At 69.5% G+C, this 18,562-nt stretch carries 14 protein-coding genes; 5 read left to right on the top strand and 9 right to left on the bottom strand.

The annotated features are described in order from the left end of the window. Positions 1-151: 151 nt before the first annotated feature. The 5 genes from WME90_RS16715 to WME90_RS16695 form a co-directional block, all read right to left on the bottom strand. Positions 152-946, bottom strand: a complete 795-nt coding sequence (locus tag WME90_RS16715) for a hypothetical protein (RefSeq protein ID WP_437282126.1) — start codon at positions 944-946, stop codon at positions 152-154. An 11-nt stretch (positions 947-957) separates the two neighbouring features. Further along, positions 958-1,551, bottom strand: coding sequence for a hypothetical protein (locus WME90_RS16710; protein WP_437282125.1), 594 nt, complete (start codon positions 1,549-1,551; stop codon positions 958-960). Next, on the bottom strand, positions 1,548-2,921 hold the full coding sequence (locus WME90_RS16705) for an AAA family ATPase (protein WP_437282124.1): 1,374 nt from the start codon (positions 2,919-2,921) through the stop codon (positions 1,548-1,550). The genes WME90_RS16710 and WME90_RS16705 overlap by 4 nt, the downstream gene beginning before the upstream one ends. 96 nt (positions 2,922-3,017) lie before the next feature. Next, a complete protein-coding gene (gene drmD / locus WME90_RS16700) occupies positions 3,018-6,689 on the bottom strand; it encodes a DISARM system SNF2-like helicase DrmD (protein WP_437282123.1) in 3,672 nt (1,223 codons plus the stop codon). Between the two features lie 508 nt (positions 6,690-7,197). Next, on the bottom strand, positions 7,198-8,055 hold the full coding sequence (locus WME90_RS16695; RefSeq protein WP_437282122.1) for a hypothetical protein: 858 nt from the start codon (positions 8,053-8,055) through the stop codon (positions 7,198-7,200). A 384-nt stretch (positions 8,056-8,439) separates the two neighbouring features. Here WME90_RS16695 and WME90_RS16690 point away from each other — a divergent pair, with 384 nt between their 5' ends. The 4 genes from WME90_RS16690 to WME90_RS16675 all read left to right on the top strand — a co-directional run bounded on the left by WME90_RS16690 (position 8,440) and on the right by WME90_RS16675 (position 11,078). After that, positions 8,440-8,730, top strand: coding sequence for an ADP-ribosylation/crystallin J1 (locus WME90_RS16690; RefSeq protein ID WP_437282121.1), 291 nt, complete (start codon positions 8,440-8,442; stop codon positions 8,728-8,730). Next, positions 8,727-9,578: a hypothetical protein gene (locus WME90_RS16685; protein ID WP_437282120.1), complete on the top strand. Its 852-nt coding sequence runs from the start codon at positions 8,727-8,729 to the stop codon at positions 9,576-9,578. The genes WME90_RS16690 and WME90_RS16685 overlap by 4 nt, the downstream gene beginning before the upstream one ends. Before the next feature lie 130 nt (positions 9,579-9,708). Then, complete coding sequence (locus WME90_RS16680; protein ID WP_437282119.1) at positions 9,709-10,791, top strand: ImmA/IrrE family metallo-endopeptidase; 1,083 nt, start codon at positions 9,709-9,711, stop codon at positions 10,789-10,791. Then, on the top strand, positions 10,788-11,078 hold the full coding sequence (locus WME90_RS16675; RefSeq protein ID WP_437282118.1) for a hypothetical protein: 291 nt from the start codon (positions 10,788-10,790) through the stop codon (positions 11,076-11,078). Before WME90_RS16680 ends, WME90_RS16675 begins: the two co-directional genes overlap by 4 nt. A gap of 119 nt (positions 11,079-11,197) precedes the next feature. Here WME90_RS16675 and WME90_RS16670 read toward each other — a convergent pair whose 3' ends face one another. The 4 genes from WME90_RS16670 to WME90_RS16655 all read right to left on the bottom strand — a co-directional run bounded on the left by WME90_RS16670 (position 11,198) and on the right by WME90_RS16655 (position 17,340). After that, positions 11,198-11,920: a hypothetical protein gene (locus tag WME90_RS16670; RefSeq protein ID WP_437282117.1), complete on the bottom strand. Its 723-nt coding sequence runs from the start codon at positions 11,918-11,920 to the stop codon at positions 11,198-11,200. 294 nt (positions 11,921-12,214) lie between these two features. Next, a complete protein-coding gene (locus WME90_RS16665) occupies positions 12,215-13,306 on the bottom strand; it encodes a hypothetical protein (RefSeq protein ID WP_437282116.1) in 1,092 nt (363 codons plus the stop codon). Beyond that, positions 13,293-15,323, bottom strand: coding sequence for a hypothetical protein (locus WME90_RS16660; protein WP_437282115.1), 2,031 nt, complete (start codon positions 15,321-15,323; stop codon positions 13,293-13,295). The genes WME90_RS16665 and WME90_RS16660 overlap by 14 nt, the downstream gene beginning before the upstream one ends. A 202-nt stretch (positions 15,324-15,525) precedes the next feature. After that, a complete protein-coding gene (locus WME90_RS16655; RefSeq protein ID WP_437282114.1) occupies positions 15,526-17,340 on the bottom strand; it encodes a hypothetical protein in 1,815 nt (604 codons plus the stop codon). 303 nt (positions 17,341-17,643) lie between these two features. Here WME90_RS16655 and WME90_RS16650 point away from each other — a divergent pair, with 303 nt between their 5' ends. Continuing rightward, the gene (locus tag WME90_RS16650) at positions 17,644-18,534 is read left to right on the top strand and encodes a hypothetical protein (RefSeq protein WP_437282113.1); all 891 of its coding nucleotides are present in this window, start codon (positions 17,644-17,646) and stop codon (positions 18,532-18,534) included. The last annotated feature ends 28 nt before the right edge of the window (positions 18,535-18,562 follow it).

The following is an 18,562-nucleotide window of genomic DNA, read 5'->3' as shown; positions in this document are numbered from 1 at the left end:
GACCCGCCGATCAGCGCGCGGGCAGACGGGAAGGTACGCCCCTCGAACGACCCGGGGAAGCACGTCCCGAGGGCCGGCGTGCCGGGGAGCGACCTCGGCGCCGGCGCGGCATCGAGATGACCTCTGGCGACATCGAGGCCGGAGGTGGCGCTCAGGGGGCCTTCGTAGACGGGGGAAAGCTGTAGACGAGGGGGCTAGTCGCCGGGATGCGGAGCTCCGAGCGCTCCTGATCGTCGAGGCGCACTTTGCTCTCCAGCTGCTTGAAGACCCGATTGTGGTAGCTCCACAGCCAGATCCAGGCATGCGACGAGCGGTCGAGAACGGTCGCTGAATCGAGCTTACGCGTCACGAGCCGGCGATGGTCCTTGAAGAAGTCGAGGTACAGGGGCGGCTCGTCCACCTCCGACCTGAACGCCCACAGGTAGTCGACGAACAAGAAGCCGTCCGCGTCCGCCCGGAGAAGCTCACGGATGTAACCAAGCTCCTCCATGACTGAATGTTGCGGAGCGCGCAGATCCGCGTTCTGCTCGGCCTCGCGGAGCAGACGCGGATCGACGATGACCCGGGGGACGAGCGCGACCTCGTCGCGCAGGCGCTCTGCTTCCGCGATCCCACGGCCAACGGCGAGATCCCCCTGCGCGGCAACATCGCCGAGCGCGATCGCACCGCGCACGAGCACGCCGAGCGGCACGAGGTCCGCCTGGAGGTGGACGATGCTGAGCGCCTGCCAGAAGAGGAGCCACCCCGCACGCTTGATCGGCGCAACGTGGAGCACGCGAGGTGCCGCGAGGAACAGGCGGCTCTCGTACAACCTCGCGATTTCCGGCTCACCGAGGTGGCGCTGGACGATCGAGAACACCTGGCGCGCCCGCCCCTCGGGCATCTCGGGGTCGTCGAGCCCGAGCAGCTCCAGCGCCGTGACGATGCACGGGCGCGGTCTGGGCAAGGGGGTCGCCTTCACGCAGGCGCCTCCGAGAGCAGGCGGAGCGCGGCGTCCAGCGTGTCCAGCCCGACCCGATCGAGGAGCCCTCCCAGCTCTGGATCGGTGTCGTCGGTCACGAGCATGCAGCCCTCGGCCCGGGCATGGCCGCCGATGTGCCAGTCGACCGTGGCGCCGCAGGTCCGGCCGGTGCCGGGAGCCTGCGCGGCGCTCGGGGGCAGCCCCAGGCATGAAAGGCAGCGGTCGCGCTTGGCGCGCTGCCAGGCCGCGTCGTCCGGGTAGCGCTCACCGAGCCGCGCAGCCGTCTCCAGCGCGTGCCTGGCGTCGAACGGCTGCACCTCGATCCCCTTGGAACGAAGCGCGTCGAGGACGACATCGACGTTGAATGTCCCGCGCCATCGCTGCTTGAGGTCGAACAGCTTCTCGGCGTAAGCGACGGCCGAGATCACGAGGCGCACCGGCGCGCGGCCCTCGACGGCCAGACGGAGGTTGTGCCGCGCGATGCGGTCGCAAAGGTCGTTGAGCCGCCGGTCGCGGTACACAGCGTTTGTGTCGAACGCCAGCATGACGGTGCCCTCGCGCAGGCGCGCCGCGAGCTCGTCGGCCGTCACTGCTGCGGCCCCCGTTCCTCGAACAGGTCGGCATACTGGTCGTTGGTCAGCATCCGGTAGTGCCCATCCGTGCCGCGCACGAACACCACGCCGCCTCCGTGCGACAGACCGAGCCTCTCCTGGACCTCGGGCGGGACCTGCACCACCCCCTCCATCGTCATGTATCCGTGCGGCGCGCGCACGCTAGAGGGCGGCGACGGTGCGGCTGGCTCGGTGAACTCCCAGGCCTCCACGGCAGACACCTTGTGGATGCGCGGCCCGTCGTCCGAGCGCGCGAGCAGGTAGAACGGGGGGTGCTGCTCGAACTGCCCGGAGTGGCTCGTGATAAGCAACTGTGACGGGGCCTCGGGATCGGCGGCGAGCTCGTCCATGACATCGCGCAGCGCGCGCTGCGCCGTCCAGCGCAGGTTCAGCTCCGGCTCCTCGACCCCGATGATGTCCGCGCCCGTCATCACGAGGCGCGCGCAGAGGACCGCGATCTGCTGGATACCGGAGCCCATCAAGCGCAAGGGCAAGAACCCCTCTTCGGTCTCCAGGCCCAGCTCCGCGCGATCGGCGTTGGTGTCGAAGCGCATGCGCCATTGCCCGGGGCCGACCAGATCCCGGAAGCGGCCGAGCGCTGCAACGAAGCGCCTGAAGCGCTCGCGGCGAGCGCCGGTCGCGCTCTCGGCATCGTGCAGCGTCTTGGCGAGCGCGCGGGGGAGCGGCTCACGGCTCGCGAGCGGCGAGGTGCCTTCCGATGCCTCGCGCGTGACGCTGCGATCCGCACGGACCAGCGCAAAGCGCGACACGACGTCCTTTCCGCGCACGCGCTGCCCGAGCCGTTCGAGCACAAGGGCGAACGCGGCGTCCGTCGCGGCCTGGTCCCCCGCTCCGGCCGCGAGATCCACGCCGTCCGCGGTACGCCGGAGCTCGGTGATCCGGACGGTCACCTCCTCCTCCCCGCGCTCGAGGCGAACCTGGGCGACGATCGGCTCATCGAGCCAGGGCGGATCGTCCTTCTCACGATCGAGCCGGAGATGGGCCTCGAGGACAATCGGCCGCGCGCCTCTCAGCTCGAAGATGTCGCCCGGCGGGTACCCTTGAAGGGTGAAATACTCGTACCCGCGCACAGCCTCGCGCAGCGGCCGCTCGTCCGGCGCGGCCTGGGGCGGCGCGGAGCGCGCGTGGCGCTCCTTGAGGCGCGGGCCGCCCCGCGCCTCCTCCCGCAGCGCCTGGATCGCCACGAAGAACAGCCCGATGCTCTCCAGCAGGTTCGACTTGCCAACGTTGTTGTCGCCGTGCAGCACGTTGAGCCGGCCGAGATCGGCGAGGCACACCGGGGCGCGGAGGTTCTTGTAGCCCTGGACCTGGAACCGCTGGAGATGCATCGTCGGGTCCAGGGCATCCTAGGCCACGATCCCGCGAACGGCCAAGCCACGGCCGGGCGGGCCGCGATGGAACCGGCGGCGGTCCGGACGACCCCGCTAGAGACTCGTCGTCGGCCAGAGGTACACGAGCCCGACCGGCGCGAGCCGCTTCAGGCTCACGCGGTAGAGCGCCTCGAGCTCCGCCGGCTCGTCCCGGATCTCGTCCTCGATGCGGCCAAGGCGCTTCCTCATGTCCTCTCGCTCGCTCTCGATCTGCTCCCGCTGCGGCTTCATCGTGTCGCCCTCGAGCTCGCCGAAGAGCGGGAGCTGGACGTTCAGCTGCCCCTCGATCTCGACGCGCTGGGCCCTCAAGATCTGCCGCAGATCCTCGGCTTCCTTGGCGCCGCGGGCCGAGAGGAGCTGCGCGGCCTCGTGCGCCCGGCCGTCGGCCTCGTCCTGCACGTGCCGCCAGAGCACGCCGAAGTCGGCGGCGGCCGTCCTCGCCAGGCGGCGGCGAAGGGGCTCCGGGACGGCCGGGAGGCCGCCGACGCGCGTGAGCAGCTCCTCGAGGTGGGCGACGGCCTGGCGATCCTCCTCGGTGCCCATGGGCTTCAGGTGATCGCCGTCGCCGCTCTCGCGGAAGGGCGCGGCGACGGCGATGAGCTCGTCGTGGAGGCGCGCGGCCCCGGGCCCGAACAGCGAGAGGCGACCGAAGGCGATGGCCCGCGGCTCGCCCGAGCGATCGTCGGGCACGACCGTCACGCGCGAGAGATCCTGGGCGCCGAAGCCCTGGGCCAGGAAGCGCGCCAGGATGCGCTGCACGAACGGGTGCTCCAGGTGCAGGTGGACGCGCTCCTCGCCCATCCGGTCGAGCGCCTTGAAGACGACGGGCTGCGGGGGGAGCTTGCGCCATTCCCACTCGGGCTCGTCCCTGCGGCGAGGGCGGCGCAGGCTGTCGAGCGTGCGGTGCCAGCTCGCCGGCAACGCGGGCAGATCGAAGGCCTGCTGCCCCTCCACCTTCTCGGCGATCGGCGCGAGCGGCGCGGCCCCGGCGAGCTCCAGGCCGACGTCGATGGCGTCGTGCAGGAGCTCCTCCCTGAAGTCCATCACCTTGCGGGATCGGCCGAGGATGCGGCGCGCCTCGTCGATCTCCTTCCTCAGCGCGGCCGGGCCTTCGCGCTGGGTCTCGAGCTCGCGCCGGGTCGTCTCGGCCTGCTCGGGGAGCCGCTCGGCCTCGTCGAGGGCGGCCGCGGTGCTCCGATCGATGCCATGGCTGAACGCGCGCTCGATGCGCTCCATGACGACCTCGCCCAGGCTCCCGAGCTCGGTCTGGATCGTCTCGACCTTGCCCACGAGCTTCTCGAGCACCGCGTCCTCGGCGCGCTCCGGGTAGACGAAGTAGTGGCAGAGGACCTTGCTCGCGGGCTGGAGCGTGCGATCGATGCGGCCGTTGCGCTGCTCCATGCGGGCCGGGTTCCACGGGACGTCGAAGTGGAAGAGATCGGCGCAGTGGTTCTGGAGGTTCAGGCCCTCGCGCGCGGCGTCGGTGGCGATGAGGACGCGCACGGGGTGCTCCCCCGGATCGCCGTTGAACGCCCGTTGCAGCTCCTCCCGCGCCTCGTCGCCCATGCCGCCGTGGAAGATGGCGATGCGCTCGTCGCCGCGGTCGGTGTCCTCGACGGCGGCGCCGAGCGTCTTCCGGAGGTAGCGCATGGTGTCGCCGTACTCCGTGAAGATGATCACCCGCCGGTCACCCCAGGCGCGGCTCGTGCGCTTGCCCCCGTCCGACGCGCCGACCCCTGGGCAGAGCTCCGCGCGCAGCCAGCGCAGGAGCGCCACCACCTTGGCGTCGGGCCGGTGGCGGTGCTGGCGGGAGAGGTCGAGCATGCGCTGGAGCAGCTGGCGGGCGCGCCCCTCGGGGGATGGGAGCGCGGTCGACGCCGAGGCGACCTCGGCCGCGTCCTCCTCGTCGCGCTGCTCGTCGTCGACGCCGTACGGGTCGTCGTCCTCGGGCCGCCTGCGCCCGAGCAGCGGCGCAGGCGCGGGCGCGGCGCTCGCCATTCCTTCCAGATCGAGCTGGTCATCCAGCGCGGCGGTGCGCTCCGCCGAGCGGCGGGGATCGGCGCACGCCGCTCCCTCGTCGACGCGCGCGGCGTGCGCGTTCAGCGTCCGGTGGAACGCTTCGATGCTCGAAAGGAGCCGCTTCTGGAGGTTGATGAAGACGAGCTGCCCACGGCCGCGCTTCGGCTTCATCGTCTCGGTGTACTCGGCCAGGAGGGACGAGAGCTCGAGCTCGGGCGTGCCGACGGGGCCGAGCTCGATCTCCCTGGCGAGCTTCTCCCGCTGGCCGGCCTCGGCCTCGAAGTACCGCGCCCGGAAGCCGTCGCCCTCGCGCGTAAGCGCGATCCGGACGACGCTCCGGACGGGGAAATCGCTCTTGCCGAGCGTCTGGAGGTCGCGCTTGAGCCTGCGGACCATCACGGCGGAGAGCGCCTTCGACCCCGCCTGGATGGGGACGCCTCGCGTGAAGCGCTGGGGGTCGAGCATGGCCATGAGGGCGCTGAAGCTGTTCGAGTGACCGTTGTGCGGCGTCGCCGACAGGAAGAGGCGGTTCTCGAACCTCGGACCGAGCCCGTCGCGGATCATGGTCGTGACGTGGGAGTCGACCGCGTAGAGGCTCGCCGAGGCGGGCGCCGCGGTGTGGGCCTCGTCGAGCACGAGCAGGCTCTTCTTCATGCGCGCGCCGAGGTGGGCGACGAGCGGCTCGCGGTACTCGGTGCGTCGGAGCGTCTGGTAGGAGACGATGAAGCGGTTGTGCGTGCTCCAGGTGTTGACGCCGAAGCCCCGCTCGCGACGCCGGCGGGCGACGAGCTCGCGGCCCATGATCTCGAAGCGCTGGCCGAAGCGCTTTTCCATCTCGCCCCGCCACTGGAGGCAGAGGGAGGCCGGACAGACGACGAGGACGAAGTCCACGCGCTGCCGGAGCTGGAGCTCCTGCATGACGAGCCCGGCCTCGATGGTCTTGCCGAGGCCCACGTCGTCGGCGATGAACAGGTTCGCGCGCGGCAGCTCGAGGGCCTTCTTGAGGGGCGTGAGCTGGTGGTCGAGGAGCTTGATGCCGGCCCGGAACGGCGCCTGGAAGAGGTCGGCGCGCGTGGCCGTGACGCTGCTCCACTTGAGGGCGTGGAAGTAGGCCGCGAAGCGGCGCGGGGGGTCGAGCGAGGCGACCGCGCCGAGCCCCTCGGCCTCGGGCTGCAGGACCTTCGCGCCGAGCTCGATCTCCCAGAGCACCGAGAGGCGGACGCCCTGCGCATCGTCGTCGAGGCAGACGAGATCGACGCGGGTGGCCTCGCTCGGGGCCTCGGGCGTGATGACGTCCTCGACGAGGTACTGGCGCTGCCGGACGAGCGCGATGTCCCCCTTCACGGGCGTGAGGCGGGGGGTGGCGTGGGCCCCGAAGAGGCCCGTCGGAGGGGCGGTCTTGCGATCGCCGAAGGCCTGGAGGAGCCGCTCTGCGAGCTCCTGGCGCGCGCGGCTGGAAGCGTCCAGGCCGTGGGCCTGGCAGGCAGCGCGGAGCTCGTCGCGGCCCATCCATTCGACCACGGCGCGCATGCGGACCTGCTCGGAGCGCGCCAGCGCGGCGACCAGCTCGGCCTTCGTGCCGCGCTGGGGCACGAAGACGCCGAAGTAGCGCGCGAGCTCGATCAAGCGCCCCCGCGAGGGGAGCGACTCGAGGAGCGTGCGAACGGAGGGCGACGAAGCGGAGGGCAAGGACACGGACATCGACATCGGGGTTCCACGCGCCGCGCAGAGCTGGCGGCGCAAGGAAAGGTACGCCTCGGCAACGACACGGTGAAGATTGTTCTGTCGACAGTGCACCGCGTTGCGCGCGAGCGTCGCCCGACCTGCTCCTGGCGCTTACCCTCGGCCTGGACCGAGAAAGAGCAAAGCGGCAGCACTTCGCGCCGACGGCTCCAGCGCGCGACGAGGCCCGATCCACCGAGCGGAGTGATGCGCACGACCAGATCGTGCCCCTCGGATGCCGAAACCAGAGCGCCGATGAGCAGGGCTGGCCGAGGAGGCTCGTAGGGCCGGAGCACGGCCTCTCCACCGCGGAGACGAGTGCCACTCGTCTTTTCTTGGAGCCACGTCCACCGGGAGACGAGTGCTACTCGTCTTTTGTTGGAGCCACGTCCACCGGGAGACGAGTGCTACTCGTCTTTTGCTGGAGCCACGTCCACCGGGAGACGAGTGCTACTCGTCTCCCGCGTGGAGGAGCCGGCTCACCCGGATGGGTTCACGGCATCCCGCCCGCCCCGAGCGGTGGCGCCGGGACGGCTTCGGGCTTTGTGGCGGATGCTCTTCGACGGGGCTTCGCGAGATCGTCGACCATCTCGACGTAGGGCGCCAGCAGGAACGCGGCGAGCGCCTCGCTCCCCGGGATCTCCGGGTCGGCGTGGATCTCGATCTTCTGGATCAGGCTCCGCAGCGCATCCCGAGCTGCGCTCCACTGCGGCCGGCCGTCGGTCGGCCCGCCGTCCTTGGCGAGGACCACGGTCGTGAAGCCGTACGCCTCGCCGAAGCGCGCGTGGGCGGCGACGAGCTGCCGGTAGTGCCGGGTCCCGCCGAACTGCTCGATCACCGCCTGGGCGCGCTCCTCCTCCAGCGTCTTCATCCGCTGCACCATCGCGGCCCACTGGACGCGGGGCCGGCGCGTGATGAAGCGAAGCCCCTCGGGCGCCGGAAAGAGCTGCGCATAGAGCCAGCGCGCCTCGGAGGGCGATGGCGTCTCCCCATCGTCGGAGAGCCCGGCGGCGCCCGCGTTCCACTGCTCCAGCGCGCGCCATCGGTCGTCGCTGTCGGTGTTCGCCGCGCTCCGCTCCGCCTCGCTCGGCGCCGCATGACGCTGGTCGGCCTGCGCGCTCGCCCGCAGGCCGCGGAACCCCTGGAGCTCTGTCGCGGCCGCGTCGAACCGCTTCCACGGCCTGTCGATGTGCGGCGGCAGCGCCGCGACGGGCTCGACCCCCGTGGGCAGCGGCGCATCGCCCTCTTTGCGCTTTCCGCCCTTCGGCCGGAGCACCGCCGCGATCCGCGCGCTCATCTGATCTCGGAGACCGATCACGTCGTCCGCGACGAGCTCCTGGGGGAGGACCATGGTCGAAAACATCGGTAATTCACTCACGGGGTAAACCTCCTGTGATGTCTGATGGGTTCTGGCCTGCCGCCGTGGCGACACGCCGTGGTCTCGTTGCGGCGTGGCGGCATGGCAACAGATGTGCCGGCGCGAGGTGCGTGAATCCCTCGGCGAAACGTCTCAGACAGCAAGGCAGCTGAGCGCAACGTTCTGTCATGCTCCGCAACGGATTGCGCTGTTGCGCAACGCTCCCGTTGGCGCGCCACGAGCGCTTGTGTGTAGGACTCGCGACGCACATGGTTCGCCGATCCGCACGAAGTCGTCGATGTGCCCGAGCGCGTATCCGCCTCCGACGTCGTAAGAACGACCTCCCGGCGCACCGCCCCGTGGCGTACGCTACCGGTCATGGCGCCCTCGATCCCCACGACGACACGCTACCGGCCGGTGGGCCAGGCCCATTTCGACCTCATCGAGGCGGGCGGCTGCCGCCGCTTCCCGCCCCGCCTCCCCGAGCAGCCCGTCTTCTACCCGGTCTGCGACGAGGAGTACGCGACGCAGATCGCGAGCCGATGGAACACTGCCGAGTGCAAGGTTGGCTATGTGACGCGCTTCGCGGTGCGCTCGGACTTCCTCGAGGTGATCGGCGAGCACCGGGCCGAAGGGCACGGCACGACGAAGGAGACGACTGCGCAATGAGCATCGCCCACCTCGCCGACACGGGCCTCCCCTTCAACCGGAAGGAGCGATACTTCACAGGCACCGTGCTCCCGATGCTCGTGTGTGCTGATAATTTCGCGCACTTCGGCCGCCTCACCGAGCTGGTGGGGCTTGGCCGGATCGACGTCGACGCGCGGCCTACCTCGGCCGACGTGCAGTTCTTCACCGAGTACAGCTTCGTGGAGTCGGTCGTCGGCGAGGCGAAGGCTCGCTTCCCGGGCGCCCCGGTGAAGAAGGACACGCCCGACGTGCTGATCCACGTCGCCGGGCCCCGGCGAGCGCTGATCGCGATCGAGGCCAAGATGTATGACCGGCCCACGACCGCCGCGCTGAACGAGCAGCTCGCAGCGCAGGCGGAGCTCGTCCGCTACATCGCGGGGCGGCTCGGCGTCGACTCCGCCAGCATCGCGCACGTCGCGTTGCTGCCAGCGGCGCTTGCCTCCGAGCTCGGCAAGCTCCTGGTGACGACGGTGACATGGGAGCGGCTCTTGGACACGTATGCCGACGTCGCACCGCCGTATTTCATTGAGGTGCTGCGTGTCGCCCTTGCGCGATACGAGCAGCTCGTGTCGCCGCGCCCGAGCTGGGGTGCGAACGCCGAGACGAAGCTGACCGGGGACGAGCTCTACGAACGCCATCACGCAGGCTCGCTCACCACGCCGTGGATGGGACGGCAGGGCGGCCTGGACGGTGCCGAGCTCACGAAGGACATCGCGTCGGGGACGTGGCGCAGCCAGCTCTACGAGTGCCGCTCGACGGCGGTGTCGAACCGAAACTGGTTCACCGTCGCCGCGTTCGCCGCACGCATCGACTCAGCCAGGCCGTGATGTTGCGCGGATTCCAGGAATCCGTACAGTTTTCCACAGCCTCGCCCGGGTACCAGTTCACACCTCTCGGGCATACATTCTCGACATGAGTCAGGCGATCGGAACGCTCGTACGAACCCGCCGGTCGGAGGTGGGTTTCTCGCATGAGGAGCTCGCAGAGCTTGCGCGCGTGCCGCTCGGGACGCTGGAAGCCTTCGAGGAGGGGCAGGGAAACATCACCGCAGCGGCGCTGGACCGCGTCGCGTACGTCCTCTGCGTGGATGCGGGCGTCCTGCGGCAAGGCAGGATCGAGCGCTCGCCGACGGCCGCCCTGTTCTTCCGGCAGGGCGCCTTTGCGGACTTCCGCGACGTCGAGGATCGCCCCGCGGTCGTGGCAACGTTCGAGCGCGCGCTCGCGCTCCGAAAGGTCAACACCCTCCTCGGGAGACCTCCGGGCCTTCGCGAACGGTTCGAGCCGGAGGAGCCCACCCCGGAAGCTTTCAAGGACGGGTACCGCCTCGCCCGCAAGGTACGGAGCGCGCTGGGAGACGAGACAGGCCCTCTGGGAGACATGGCCGAGCTGCTCGAAGAAGAGCTCGACGTCCTGGTGCGGGCCGAGGCGCTGTCGAGCGCTCGGATCGATGCGCTTGCGTTGAAGGAACCGCAAACCGGCGTCGCAGCGGTCATCTTGAACACAGCGAGCAAGCGCCGCTCCAATCCATGGACGGCCCGCGTCGACCTTGCTCACGAGCTCGGGCACATCCTGTTCGATCCTCCGCAGGGAGAGATCAACCTCGTGGTCGATCAGGAGGGTGACGAGGGCAAGGTCGTATGGCACGGCGAGAGGCGAGCGCGCGCATTCGCCGCCGAGCTCCTCATGCCCGCGGAGGGACTGCGGCAGCTCCTGGGTCCCCCGCAGTATGAGATGGCCACGTCCAAGGCGCTCGATCTGCTGGTCCGGACCCGGCAGCACTTCGAGACTCCCATCGAGATCACGGTGAACCATCTGGTCAATCGCGAGTACATCGTCCACTTCCAGCAAGAAGCCGTGATCGAGCAGGCCAGGCGGACGAGCGGCGGCTCGGCGGCAGCCGCCCCTCCGTTGGATCCATCCAGGCACGATGTCCTCACCCGGCGCGTGCTCGAAGCGCTCGATCGCGATCTGATCTCCGCCGGGCGCGCGCGGGAGTTGCTGCAGCTGACCGCCTGGGATGATCTGCCCACGAGCGCGTGAGCCAGAGCGTTCCCAGGATTCGGTACCTCCTCGACACCAACGCGGTGATCCCGTTCCAGCGCGCGGGTTGCCTGAAGGCGCTCGTGGCTGCGGCGAAGAGCGTACCGATGGCCATCGCGGACGACGTGCTCGGCAGGATCATTGGGCTACACGCCCTCTTGCGGGTGCAGGTCGAGCGCGGCGCGCTCTCCGCGGCGCTCGCCAGGGCGGTTGCGGCTTCCCGTGACCTCGATCCTCCGCTCTGGTGGACGGGGTGGACCACCTCGCTCCCACCGGAGAAGCCGTAGCGCCGCACGCCGTCTTCCGGGCCCCGGGGGTCCGGTCGCTGGAGATGCTCGCTAGACGTCGAGCATTCCCTGTCTGTCATCGTCCTCCCGCTTCGACGTCCAAATCGTTGGCTCGCATTCTATTGCTGCGAGCGCTGATAGGTATTCCCGAAGTCGTCCTGCACCACGACGGCGAGCCCGTCCACCGCCTCCACCTCGAGCTTTTCGTCGATCACCCGCGTTCGAAAGGCCCAGCCGGCGGGGAGCGTCAACGTCTCACCGAGCTTCGCGAGCAACGCCTCGTCCTGCTGCACCTCCTGCACGCTGTACGACTGCATGTCGTAGACCGCGCCCTCCGGATCGACGAGCTCGTAGACGCTCTTGCCGGCGTCGTAGCCCCACGTCGTGTCGCGCCGCACGGTGCGTGTCTCGTAGGGCTTCGGCTTGCCCGAGGCCTCGGCGAGCGCGAGCGTGAGCGTGCCCGTCTTGCGCATCTCGATGCCTCCGAGCGTGCGCACCTCCGGATCGAGCACCTTCGAGCCCTCGAAGCTGTCGATCATCCAGTGACGCGGGCCGTTCATGACCACCACGTCCGCCATCGTCTCGGCCTTCACCTCCGCCTCATCGACCGCGCCCCACGCCGCCTCGGGGCATTCGTTCAGGCCTTGCGTGTTGTACACGTCGATCGTCACCGATCGCGCGACGAGATCCGCGTCGCCGAGCAGGATCTCGCAGTAACGGCTCCCGCGCAGGGCGTCCTGCGCGGGCGCGGACGTCTCGGCTTCGACGGGCTCCGTGCTCCCACAGCCGGCAGCGACGAGAAGGAGCGAGAGGAAAAGGGGGAGCGACGACGGCTTGTTCATGGCGTGTACCTCGGGCAGAAGGCGATCGTGGAGCGCGCGGAGCGCGCCCTCCTTCCCTACTCCCGCAAAAGGTCCCGCGAACCCGACACGGCCTCGGTCGATTTTTCCGCGCGCTCCCTCCCGTTGAGTTGGCCTGGATCTCCAGGGAGCGAGGAGAACATCACCTCTCCGCGGACCGGCGACACCCCCTCTCGCCGCTCGCTCCGGCAGCTCCGCCAGCTCCGACGGGCGCCGGTCATCGCGGCGCGACAGCGGCTGTCCGCGCGGCGGTCACCTGTCCCGCTGCGAGGCGGATCAGAGCTCGTCGCCGACGATGCGCTCGAAGCGACCTGCTGATGCAGCCCCGATCGAGTCCGGCACGACGCGGACGCTCCCTGGCCCCTGCTCGATCCTCGGAGGTCCGCCGTCGGGCGGGATCGATACGAGGATATAGCAGTCCGGGAAGCCGGTCGTCCTCGGATCGAAGGAGATCGCATCGTGTGTTCGGAGCTCGGTGAGCGTGCGGGCTTCGGGGCGCCCAGACTGCTCGACATGACGCCGCGGCAACCCGGTGAGGTAGGACGTCCCGCCATGAGACACCACACGGTGGGCGCCCTCCCCGGGAAGAAAACGCGGCAACCGGCTCGGTCCGTAGGGCGTAAAGACCCGCAGCGGCTCGGGCACACGGGCTCTCGGTCGCAACACGTCGTCATGCAGCGCCTGATCCGAGCCGTGATGAGGCACCTTGAGCAACTCGTGGTCGCCGAGTTCGGGCTCGAGCACGAGTGTATGACTCCAGCCGTCGCCGGGGCTCTCGACCAGATCCGAGCCCAGGAGGACACGTCTCCCGCGCCATGTAAGGAGCAGCGCGGTGGAGATGACGTTTCTGTCGAACGATTGCCGCGTTCTCCACAGTTCGAGCTGCTGGGCGCGCACGTCCGCGCGGGGGGAGAGCACACGCAGCGTGGCATCGCCGAGCAGCTCGAGGTCGCCGGCATTGACGTCCCAGCGGCACGCCGGTGATGCGCTCCAGCGCGACTGGACCACGGCGATAGCCTGGCGTGTGACGCCGGCGATGAACCCCGCGGACCTCGCGGCGACGTCGTCTCCCGGCGGAAGCACCATGCCGATGCGAGGCCACGTCTCCTTGCGATCGCGCGGCGTTGAGACCTCAATCACCCTGGCGACACCCCAGCTATGATCATCGTGCGGATGAGTGAGGAGCACGATGCGCGGGCGGGCTCGATACTGCGTAAGCACCTCTATGGCGTAGTGGACCCTTTCGGCGCCGCAGCCGTCCACGACCATCCATGCGTCCGGCGGCACGCGGACCAGAATGAGCTCGCCCTTGCCTGGGCCGAGTACGAGCACGACCAAGTGCTCGGGGGCGAGATCAGGCAAAGGCACGGCGTACGTACCGGTCCAAGGAGGGAAAGAGCCGCGGCAGATAGCTCACGGCGTCGAAGGACGAGGCGCCGCGAGGCCACGTCCGCAGCACCTTCGTCCCGTTCATGAACTCGATCCGCTCCACGAAGGTGCCCACGGCGAGCCAGGCCGACTGCGCGTGCCACTCCACGGACAGGGTGCGCAGATCGAGGATTACCGTGGAAAGCGTCACCTCGGCCCCCTCTGCGAGGCGTTGCGCGACCTGGAGCACGACGCCTCTCGCGTCGCGGCCTATCACCCGCCCTGGCTGCCAGGTCCTCACTTCAAGGGAATCCTGTTCCGCGATCAGGTGTGGACCCTTCCAGCGGTCCTCCAGCGCAACAGTCGGCGGAAAGACGAGCCGCTCGTCGCGATCCTCCTCCAGGCAAACGAGAAGCTGGCGCAGCGCTCGCCACCATGGGAACACCCGTATCGGGTCGGGTACGTCGTCCAGCACGTCGGCTGCGAAGTCAAGCTCGCTCCGCGCCAGCAGATGCCGCGCCACCTGGCCATGGAGCTCCTCGTAGACCGCCGGTGTCAACAAGCCCTCTGTCGCCGCGAGATCGTCCAGCGCACTGTCCCAGGCCGTGCGAGCGTCGCTCATCCAGGCGGTCGTGATCAGAAAGCAGACGTAACGACCATGATACCAGGGATGCGCCGGCTCGATGTCCCGTGCCTGTGTATACTCTCGCTCGACGCGCTCGGGTTCGGTCCCCAAAATATCGAGATTGTAGGCGATGTAATGGTGGGCGTAGGCGTCCCGCTCATCGTGCTCAATGGCCCGCTCGTACGCCCGGACCGCGTCGCGGCGGAGCTTCTCCTCCTGCTCGCGCGGAGCACGGAGCGCCTTCTGGCTCAGGCTCTTGCCGAGCGCGTCATACTGCTCGACGAACTGCAGGGAGCGGGAGAGCAGCGCCGCGGCGTCGCCTGCCTCTGTGAGCTGGTAGATCTCTTCCATGTCCTCGCGGACGGCGGCGACGACGTCCCCGCCGTCACGAGCGGCCTGAAACCGCTCGCGGTGGTACGCGGCTGCGAGGTGGTGCGCATCGCCCTGCGGCTCATCGAGCACCCACGCTGAATTGTTGGTGAGGAGCGATGTACGGATCTCTCGCGCCAGAGCATCCGGAACCACCTTGGATCCATCGTCGAACACCTCGATGAGCGGCTCGATGATCGTCCTCGTCCGGGGGGCGAGCGCCATCAACCCTGCGCGATCGAGCACACTGTCCGAGAACGGTACGCGGAAGGCCGTGAGGCGTATGATGACGCGCCTCCCCCCCGGGTCGTCCAAGAGCAGGCGCCCGAGCCTCGGGACCAGGCGATCCAGCCGGAGGTCATGGGCCGGGAGACGCTCCACGTCGATGCCGCCTGCGGCGAGCGCCTGGAGCACCTGCTGCATGACCGGCGGTACCGCAGGCAGACGGCGGCGATCGCCGAACGACCGGGCGACCGCGTCGCCCGCCCGTCCCAGGGACGGATCTCGAACGAGCGGGAGCCGGAAGCCCGCATCCTCGGCCTGACCTACGGGGATGCGTGGACCTGCGAGCACGAGCGTGCCAGCGCGTATGCCGAGGAACGTCTCGGTCACCTCGACAGCGCGCCTGGTGAACAGCTCGCTCTCGGGGCCCAGAGCCGTCGGGAATCGGGGCCCATCGAGGAGGAGCAGGAGATCCTTCCCGGCGCGAGACAGCGCCCCTCGTATCGCGGCGATCCTGTCGGCCCACGCAACCCGGGCGGGCTCGTGCCGGGGCACAACGCGGTCCATCAGCGTTGCCCCTTCGAGCTGCGCGGCCGCCTCGACGAGCGCCACCAGCGCCGCGTCGTCGCCATCGGGTACCTCGATCCGGACGACGCGCCGGCTTCCGGCGAGCGCGGCGGCGAGCCCGCGGAGGACCGCCGTCTTGCCGAAGCCAGGCGGCGCCTGGATCGAGATCCTCGGCGCGCCGGCTTCGATGCGCTCTCGAAGCTGCTGGATCGCTTCCTCGAGGAGGACGGCCATGCGCCAGCTGATACCATGGGTATTCGCGCGAGCCAAGTTGGCTCAGGTCGACGAGTTTGCCTCGGGCGCTCGACGATATCCGCTCTCCCAGATGTCGAGCTTTCCCTGGCCGTCTGCTTCCCGCTTGCGGCCGCCCTTGCGGGCCGGCATCGGCGTGCCTCGATACCCACACCGAGGCGTCCGGGGACGAGAACCCCGGACATCATTTGCCGCGCACGGGATCGCCGATCCAGAGGCTGGGGGCGCCGGGTCGGCCGTAGACGCGGAGCTCACGCCGCGAGCGCCGTCGCGCGTCGTCGTGGAGCGGGGCGCAAAGAGCAGGCGGTTCACTCGGCAAGGGGCGGTCCTCGATGGGCCTGGGAGTCCGAAGGGAGAACGTGGCGCCCGGCGCGGCGTCGAGGACAACACGGAGCGCTTGCACGAGATCAGTGAGCTGCGCCGTGACGACGACCGTGCGCGGCCGCCCTGCCGCATAGAAAAGGTCGCTCTCCTGCTCGTAGATCTCGAACTCCTCGCGTAGCCAGACGGAGGCATAACGGTCCGTGCCGGGCCCGAGCACGGGCACATGGAACGCATCCGCCAAGGCTCCGCCGACACGCTCGAACGTCTCGAGCGAGAACGGGCGGGACGGAGAGAGGCGGCCTGCGGTGAAGACTCGCTCGAAGTAGCTGGACCACGATGCCGCGACGGGAGAGGGCGGCAGCCCGATCTCCCTTGCGTCCACGTACAACGTGCCTTCTTGATCCAGGTAATAGTTGCTGTCGGTATCCGTCGCGTGGCCCACGTGCACGAGCCGCTCAGCCATCGGCCGCTCGATCTCTCGCAGCGCGAGACCGCGTTTGACGTGGGAATAGATCCCCCAGGAGAGCCCTGCGAAGGTCAATCCTCCGCACGTTTTCTCGAACGCCGCGATCGGCTCGGACAGCTCCATCCCCGCGGCATGGAACAGCGCGGCGAGCTCTCCGGGCGAGCAGGTGTCGCCCGCGTTCCACCGGAGATCGATGGTCGCGTAATAGGCCAGCGTGCGGTCGGAGAGGTACGGGCGCAGCGCCTCGAGCGGGTTCGCATAGTCGAGCACCATGCGGCCGTCGTGGTAGAGCTGCTCCACCTTGAGGACGCGCCCTGCGTGCTCCCGTGACACCTCGATCTCGAGGTCACGGCCCGAGCGCTTGGCGTAGACGTATCCGGCCTGCCCCGGCTCCTCCGATAGGGTCCGAATGGCACCGCGCGCGCGCCGCTCCTCGGGAGAGAGCGGCCGGGGGGCCTCCTCCGGCGGGCGAGCATCCTCGAGCATTTCGAGCCCCGCCACGTCGACGCCGGCCTCCTCGGAGGCGGCGCCGCGAGCCGTCTCGATGCAATGGGCCACGTCCGCGAGCGAGCTCCTCCAGACGAAGGTCTCGCCTGCAAGATCGTCACGGAAAGGGTGACCATCGGCGATCACACCCCCCGGATAGACCCAGAACGTGTGGGAGGCGTCGCTTGCTTCCACCGCCGGCAGCGCGGCCAGCGCCTCCGCGAGCTGTGCGCCGAGGCGCGGGCGAAAGGCGGCACGGAGGCGGTGTGCCTCGACCGGCTCACGATCGGCGAGCAACGCGAGCACCTCGATCAGGCCGCGGGCTGACGCGGCCGCAGGCGCGCCGCTCGCGTGTACCAGGGCTCCTCGCTCATCGGCGAGCAACGGGAAGGTCCGGCCGCCAAGGCTGGCCAGGCCGACGGGGACGGCGAGGATCGCGCCGGATCGGGCACGAAGCGACGGGGCGCGCATCGCCGGATGGTCGGCCCCGGGGAAGAGCCACAGATCCGCCTGTCCGGGCGCGCGCCGGGAACCGATGCTAGCGAGCTGCGCGTGGAGCTCGAAGAGGACGTCCCAGGCCGGCAGCCTCGCTCCTGCGAGATGGCGGCGGAGCTCGTCTGCGCTCATCGACGCGGGCACGTCGCGGGGACCGAGATCGAGCGTGGCGAGAGCGCGCGCAGACAGGCTCTCCAGGAGCTCGTGCTGTTTGGGCTGGACGATCATGCGGTATCGTAGCCGGTCCTCAACGTGTAGCCCTCGCCCCTCGCTCCGCCAGCTCCGACGGACGCCTGTCATCGCGGCGCAACAGCCGCTGTCCGCGCGGCGGTCACCTGTAACGCCCCCGTACCACCTCGCCGAGAGACGCACCGGAGATCCGCCGCCACCACGCCGCTCTCACGCGTGGCACGGCGCATGCTACTTGTCCCCGGCACACAGCGCGGCGATCATGGCCGCTTGTGTCCACGCTCGGCGAGCTCGCCGCTGCCGTCAACGAAGGCTCGAAACTCTCTGGACGAGGAGATCGCGATGAACCGCTCAGTCGGTGTGCACGGGATGGTGATGGGCGTCGGGCTCCTCATGGCGGCTTGCGCGCCGGCGTCGGAGTCGGAGTCGGCGTCGGCGTCGGCGTCGGAGATCGAAGTCGAGCTCGCCGGACCAGGGCTCGAGGCGACGGTGATGAAGCCCGGAACACAGGACCCCAACGGCACCCCCAAGCACGCCTGGCACGCGTGGAAGGAGCCGCTCGTGAAGGCCCTGAAGCACCCGCTGCTCCAGAGCGACCACACGTTCAACCAGGAGATCGTCGACGCGGGGTTCCTCGACGATCCGGAGGGCGAAGAGGTCTTCGATCACGCCTTCCGCTGCGCGGTCGCCAAGGACACCAGCGTGTTCCACGGCGACCGCGAGTACAAGGGGCGAGGGGCGGTGATCGGCGCGTCGAGCTGGGTGAACGGCGGTCTCGACGTCGACGTGATCTACAATGTGCTCGAGTGCGTGATCGCGTTCGTCAACGACAAGACCGACGGGGTCGAGGTCCTGCTCACGGGCGCCAACGTGAACGACGACGGGGGGGATCACACAGGCTTCATCTACAGCGAGGCGATCTGGTGCGCGGACATCGCCCCCGCTTCCCCCCCGCTCCCGAGCCTCGTCGGCGTGGAAGTCTACGCGACGGAGTCCTTCGCGAAGGAGTGTGGATACGACATCGAGGATGCGCTGAAGCGGCGGTACTGCTACGAGGAGGGCTCCTGCGGCCTCGAGTACATGGGGCTCGTGACGAAGAACTCCGTATGTGAGCCCATCGGCCCGGCGGAGGACGGCCATTACCGCTGCAAGGGGAAGCCGTGCACGATGACGTGGCTGACGAACCCCAACCCTCACTGGTGTGGGCCCCACCGCCGTCTCCGTCCCAACTGAGCTCCGGGCGTGCTCAGGGCGCGCCTTC

It is taken from the genome of Sorangium sp. So ce375 (assembly GCF_051473855.1).
GTDB lineage: Bacteria > Myxococcota_A > Polyangia > Polyangiales > Polyangiaceae > Sorangium.
This window is presented reverse-complemented; position numbering and strand designations above follow the sequence as displayed.

Bases quoted from the DNA above. Each gene is read 5' to 3' on its own strand.
- WME90_RS16670 (WP_437282117.1), bottom strand. From the start codon at position 11,920: ATGAACAAGCCGTCGTCGCTCCCCCTTTTCCTCTCGCTCCTTCTCGTC.
- WME90_RS16660 (WP_437282115.1), bottom strand. From the start codon at position 15,323: ATGGCCGTCCTCCTCGAGGAAGCGATCCAGCAGCTTCGAGAGCGCATC.
- WME90_RS16650 (WP_437282113.1), top strand. From the start codon at position 17,644: ATGAACCGCTCAGTCGGTGTGCACGGGATGGTGATGGGCGTCGGGCTC.
- drmD (WP_437282123.1), bottom strand. From the start codon at position 6,689: ATGTCGATGTCCGTGTCCTTGCCCTCCGCTTCGTCGCCCTCCGTTCGC.
- WME90_RS16655 (WP_437282114.1), bottom strand. From the start codon at position 17,340: ATGATCGTCCAGCCCAAACAGCACGAGCTCCTGGAGAGCCTGTCTGCG.
- WME90_RS16695 (WP_437282122.1), bottom strand. From the start codon at position 8,055: ATGGTCCTCCCCCAGGAGCTCGTCGCGGACGACGTGATCGGTCTCCGA.
- WME90_RS16690 (WP_437282121.1), top strand. From the start codon at position 8,440: ATGGCGCCCTCGATCCCCACGACGACACGCTACCGGCCGGTGGGCCAG.
- WME90_RS16705 (WP_437282124.1), bottom strand. From the start codon at position 2,921: ATGCATCTCCAGCGGTTCCAGGTCCAGGGCTACAAGAACCTCCGCGCC.
- WME90_RS16685 (WP_437282120.1), top strand. From the start codon at position 8,727: ATGAGCATCGCCCACCTCGCCGACACGGGCCTCCCCTTCAACCGGAAG.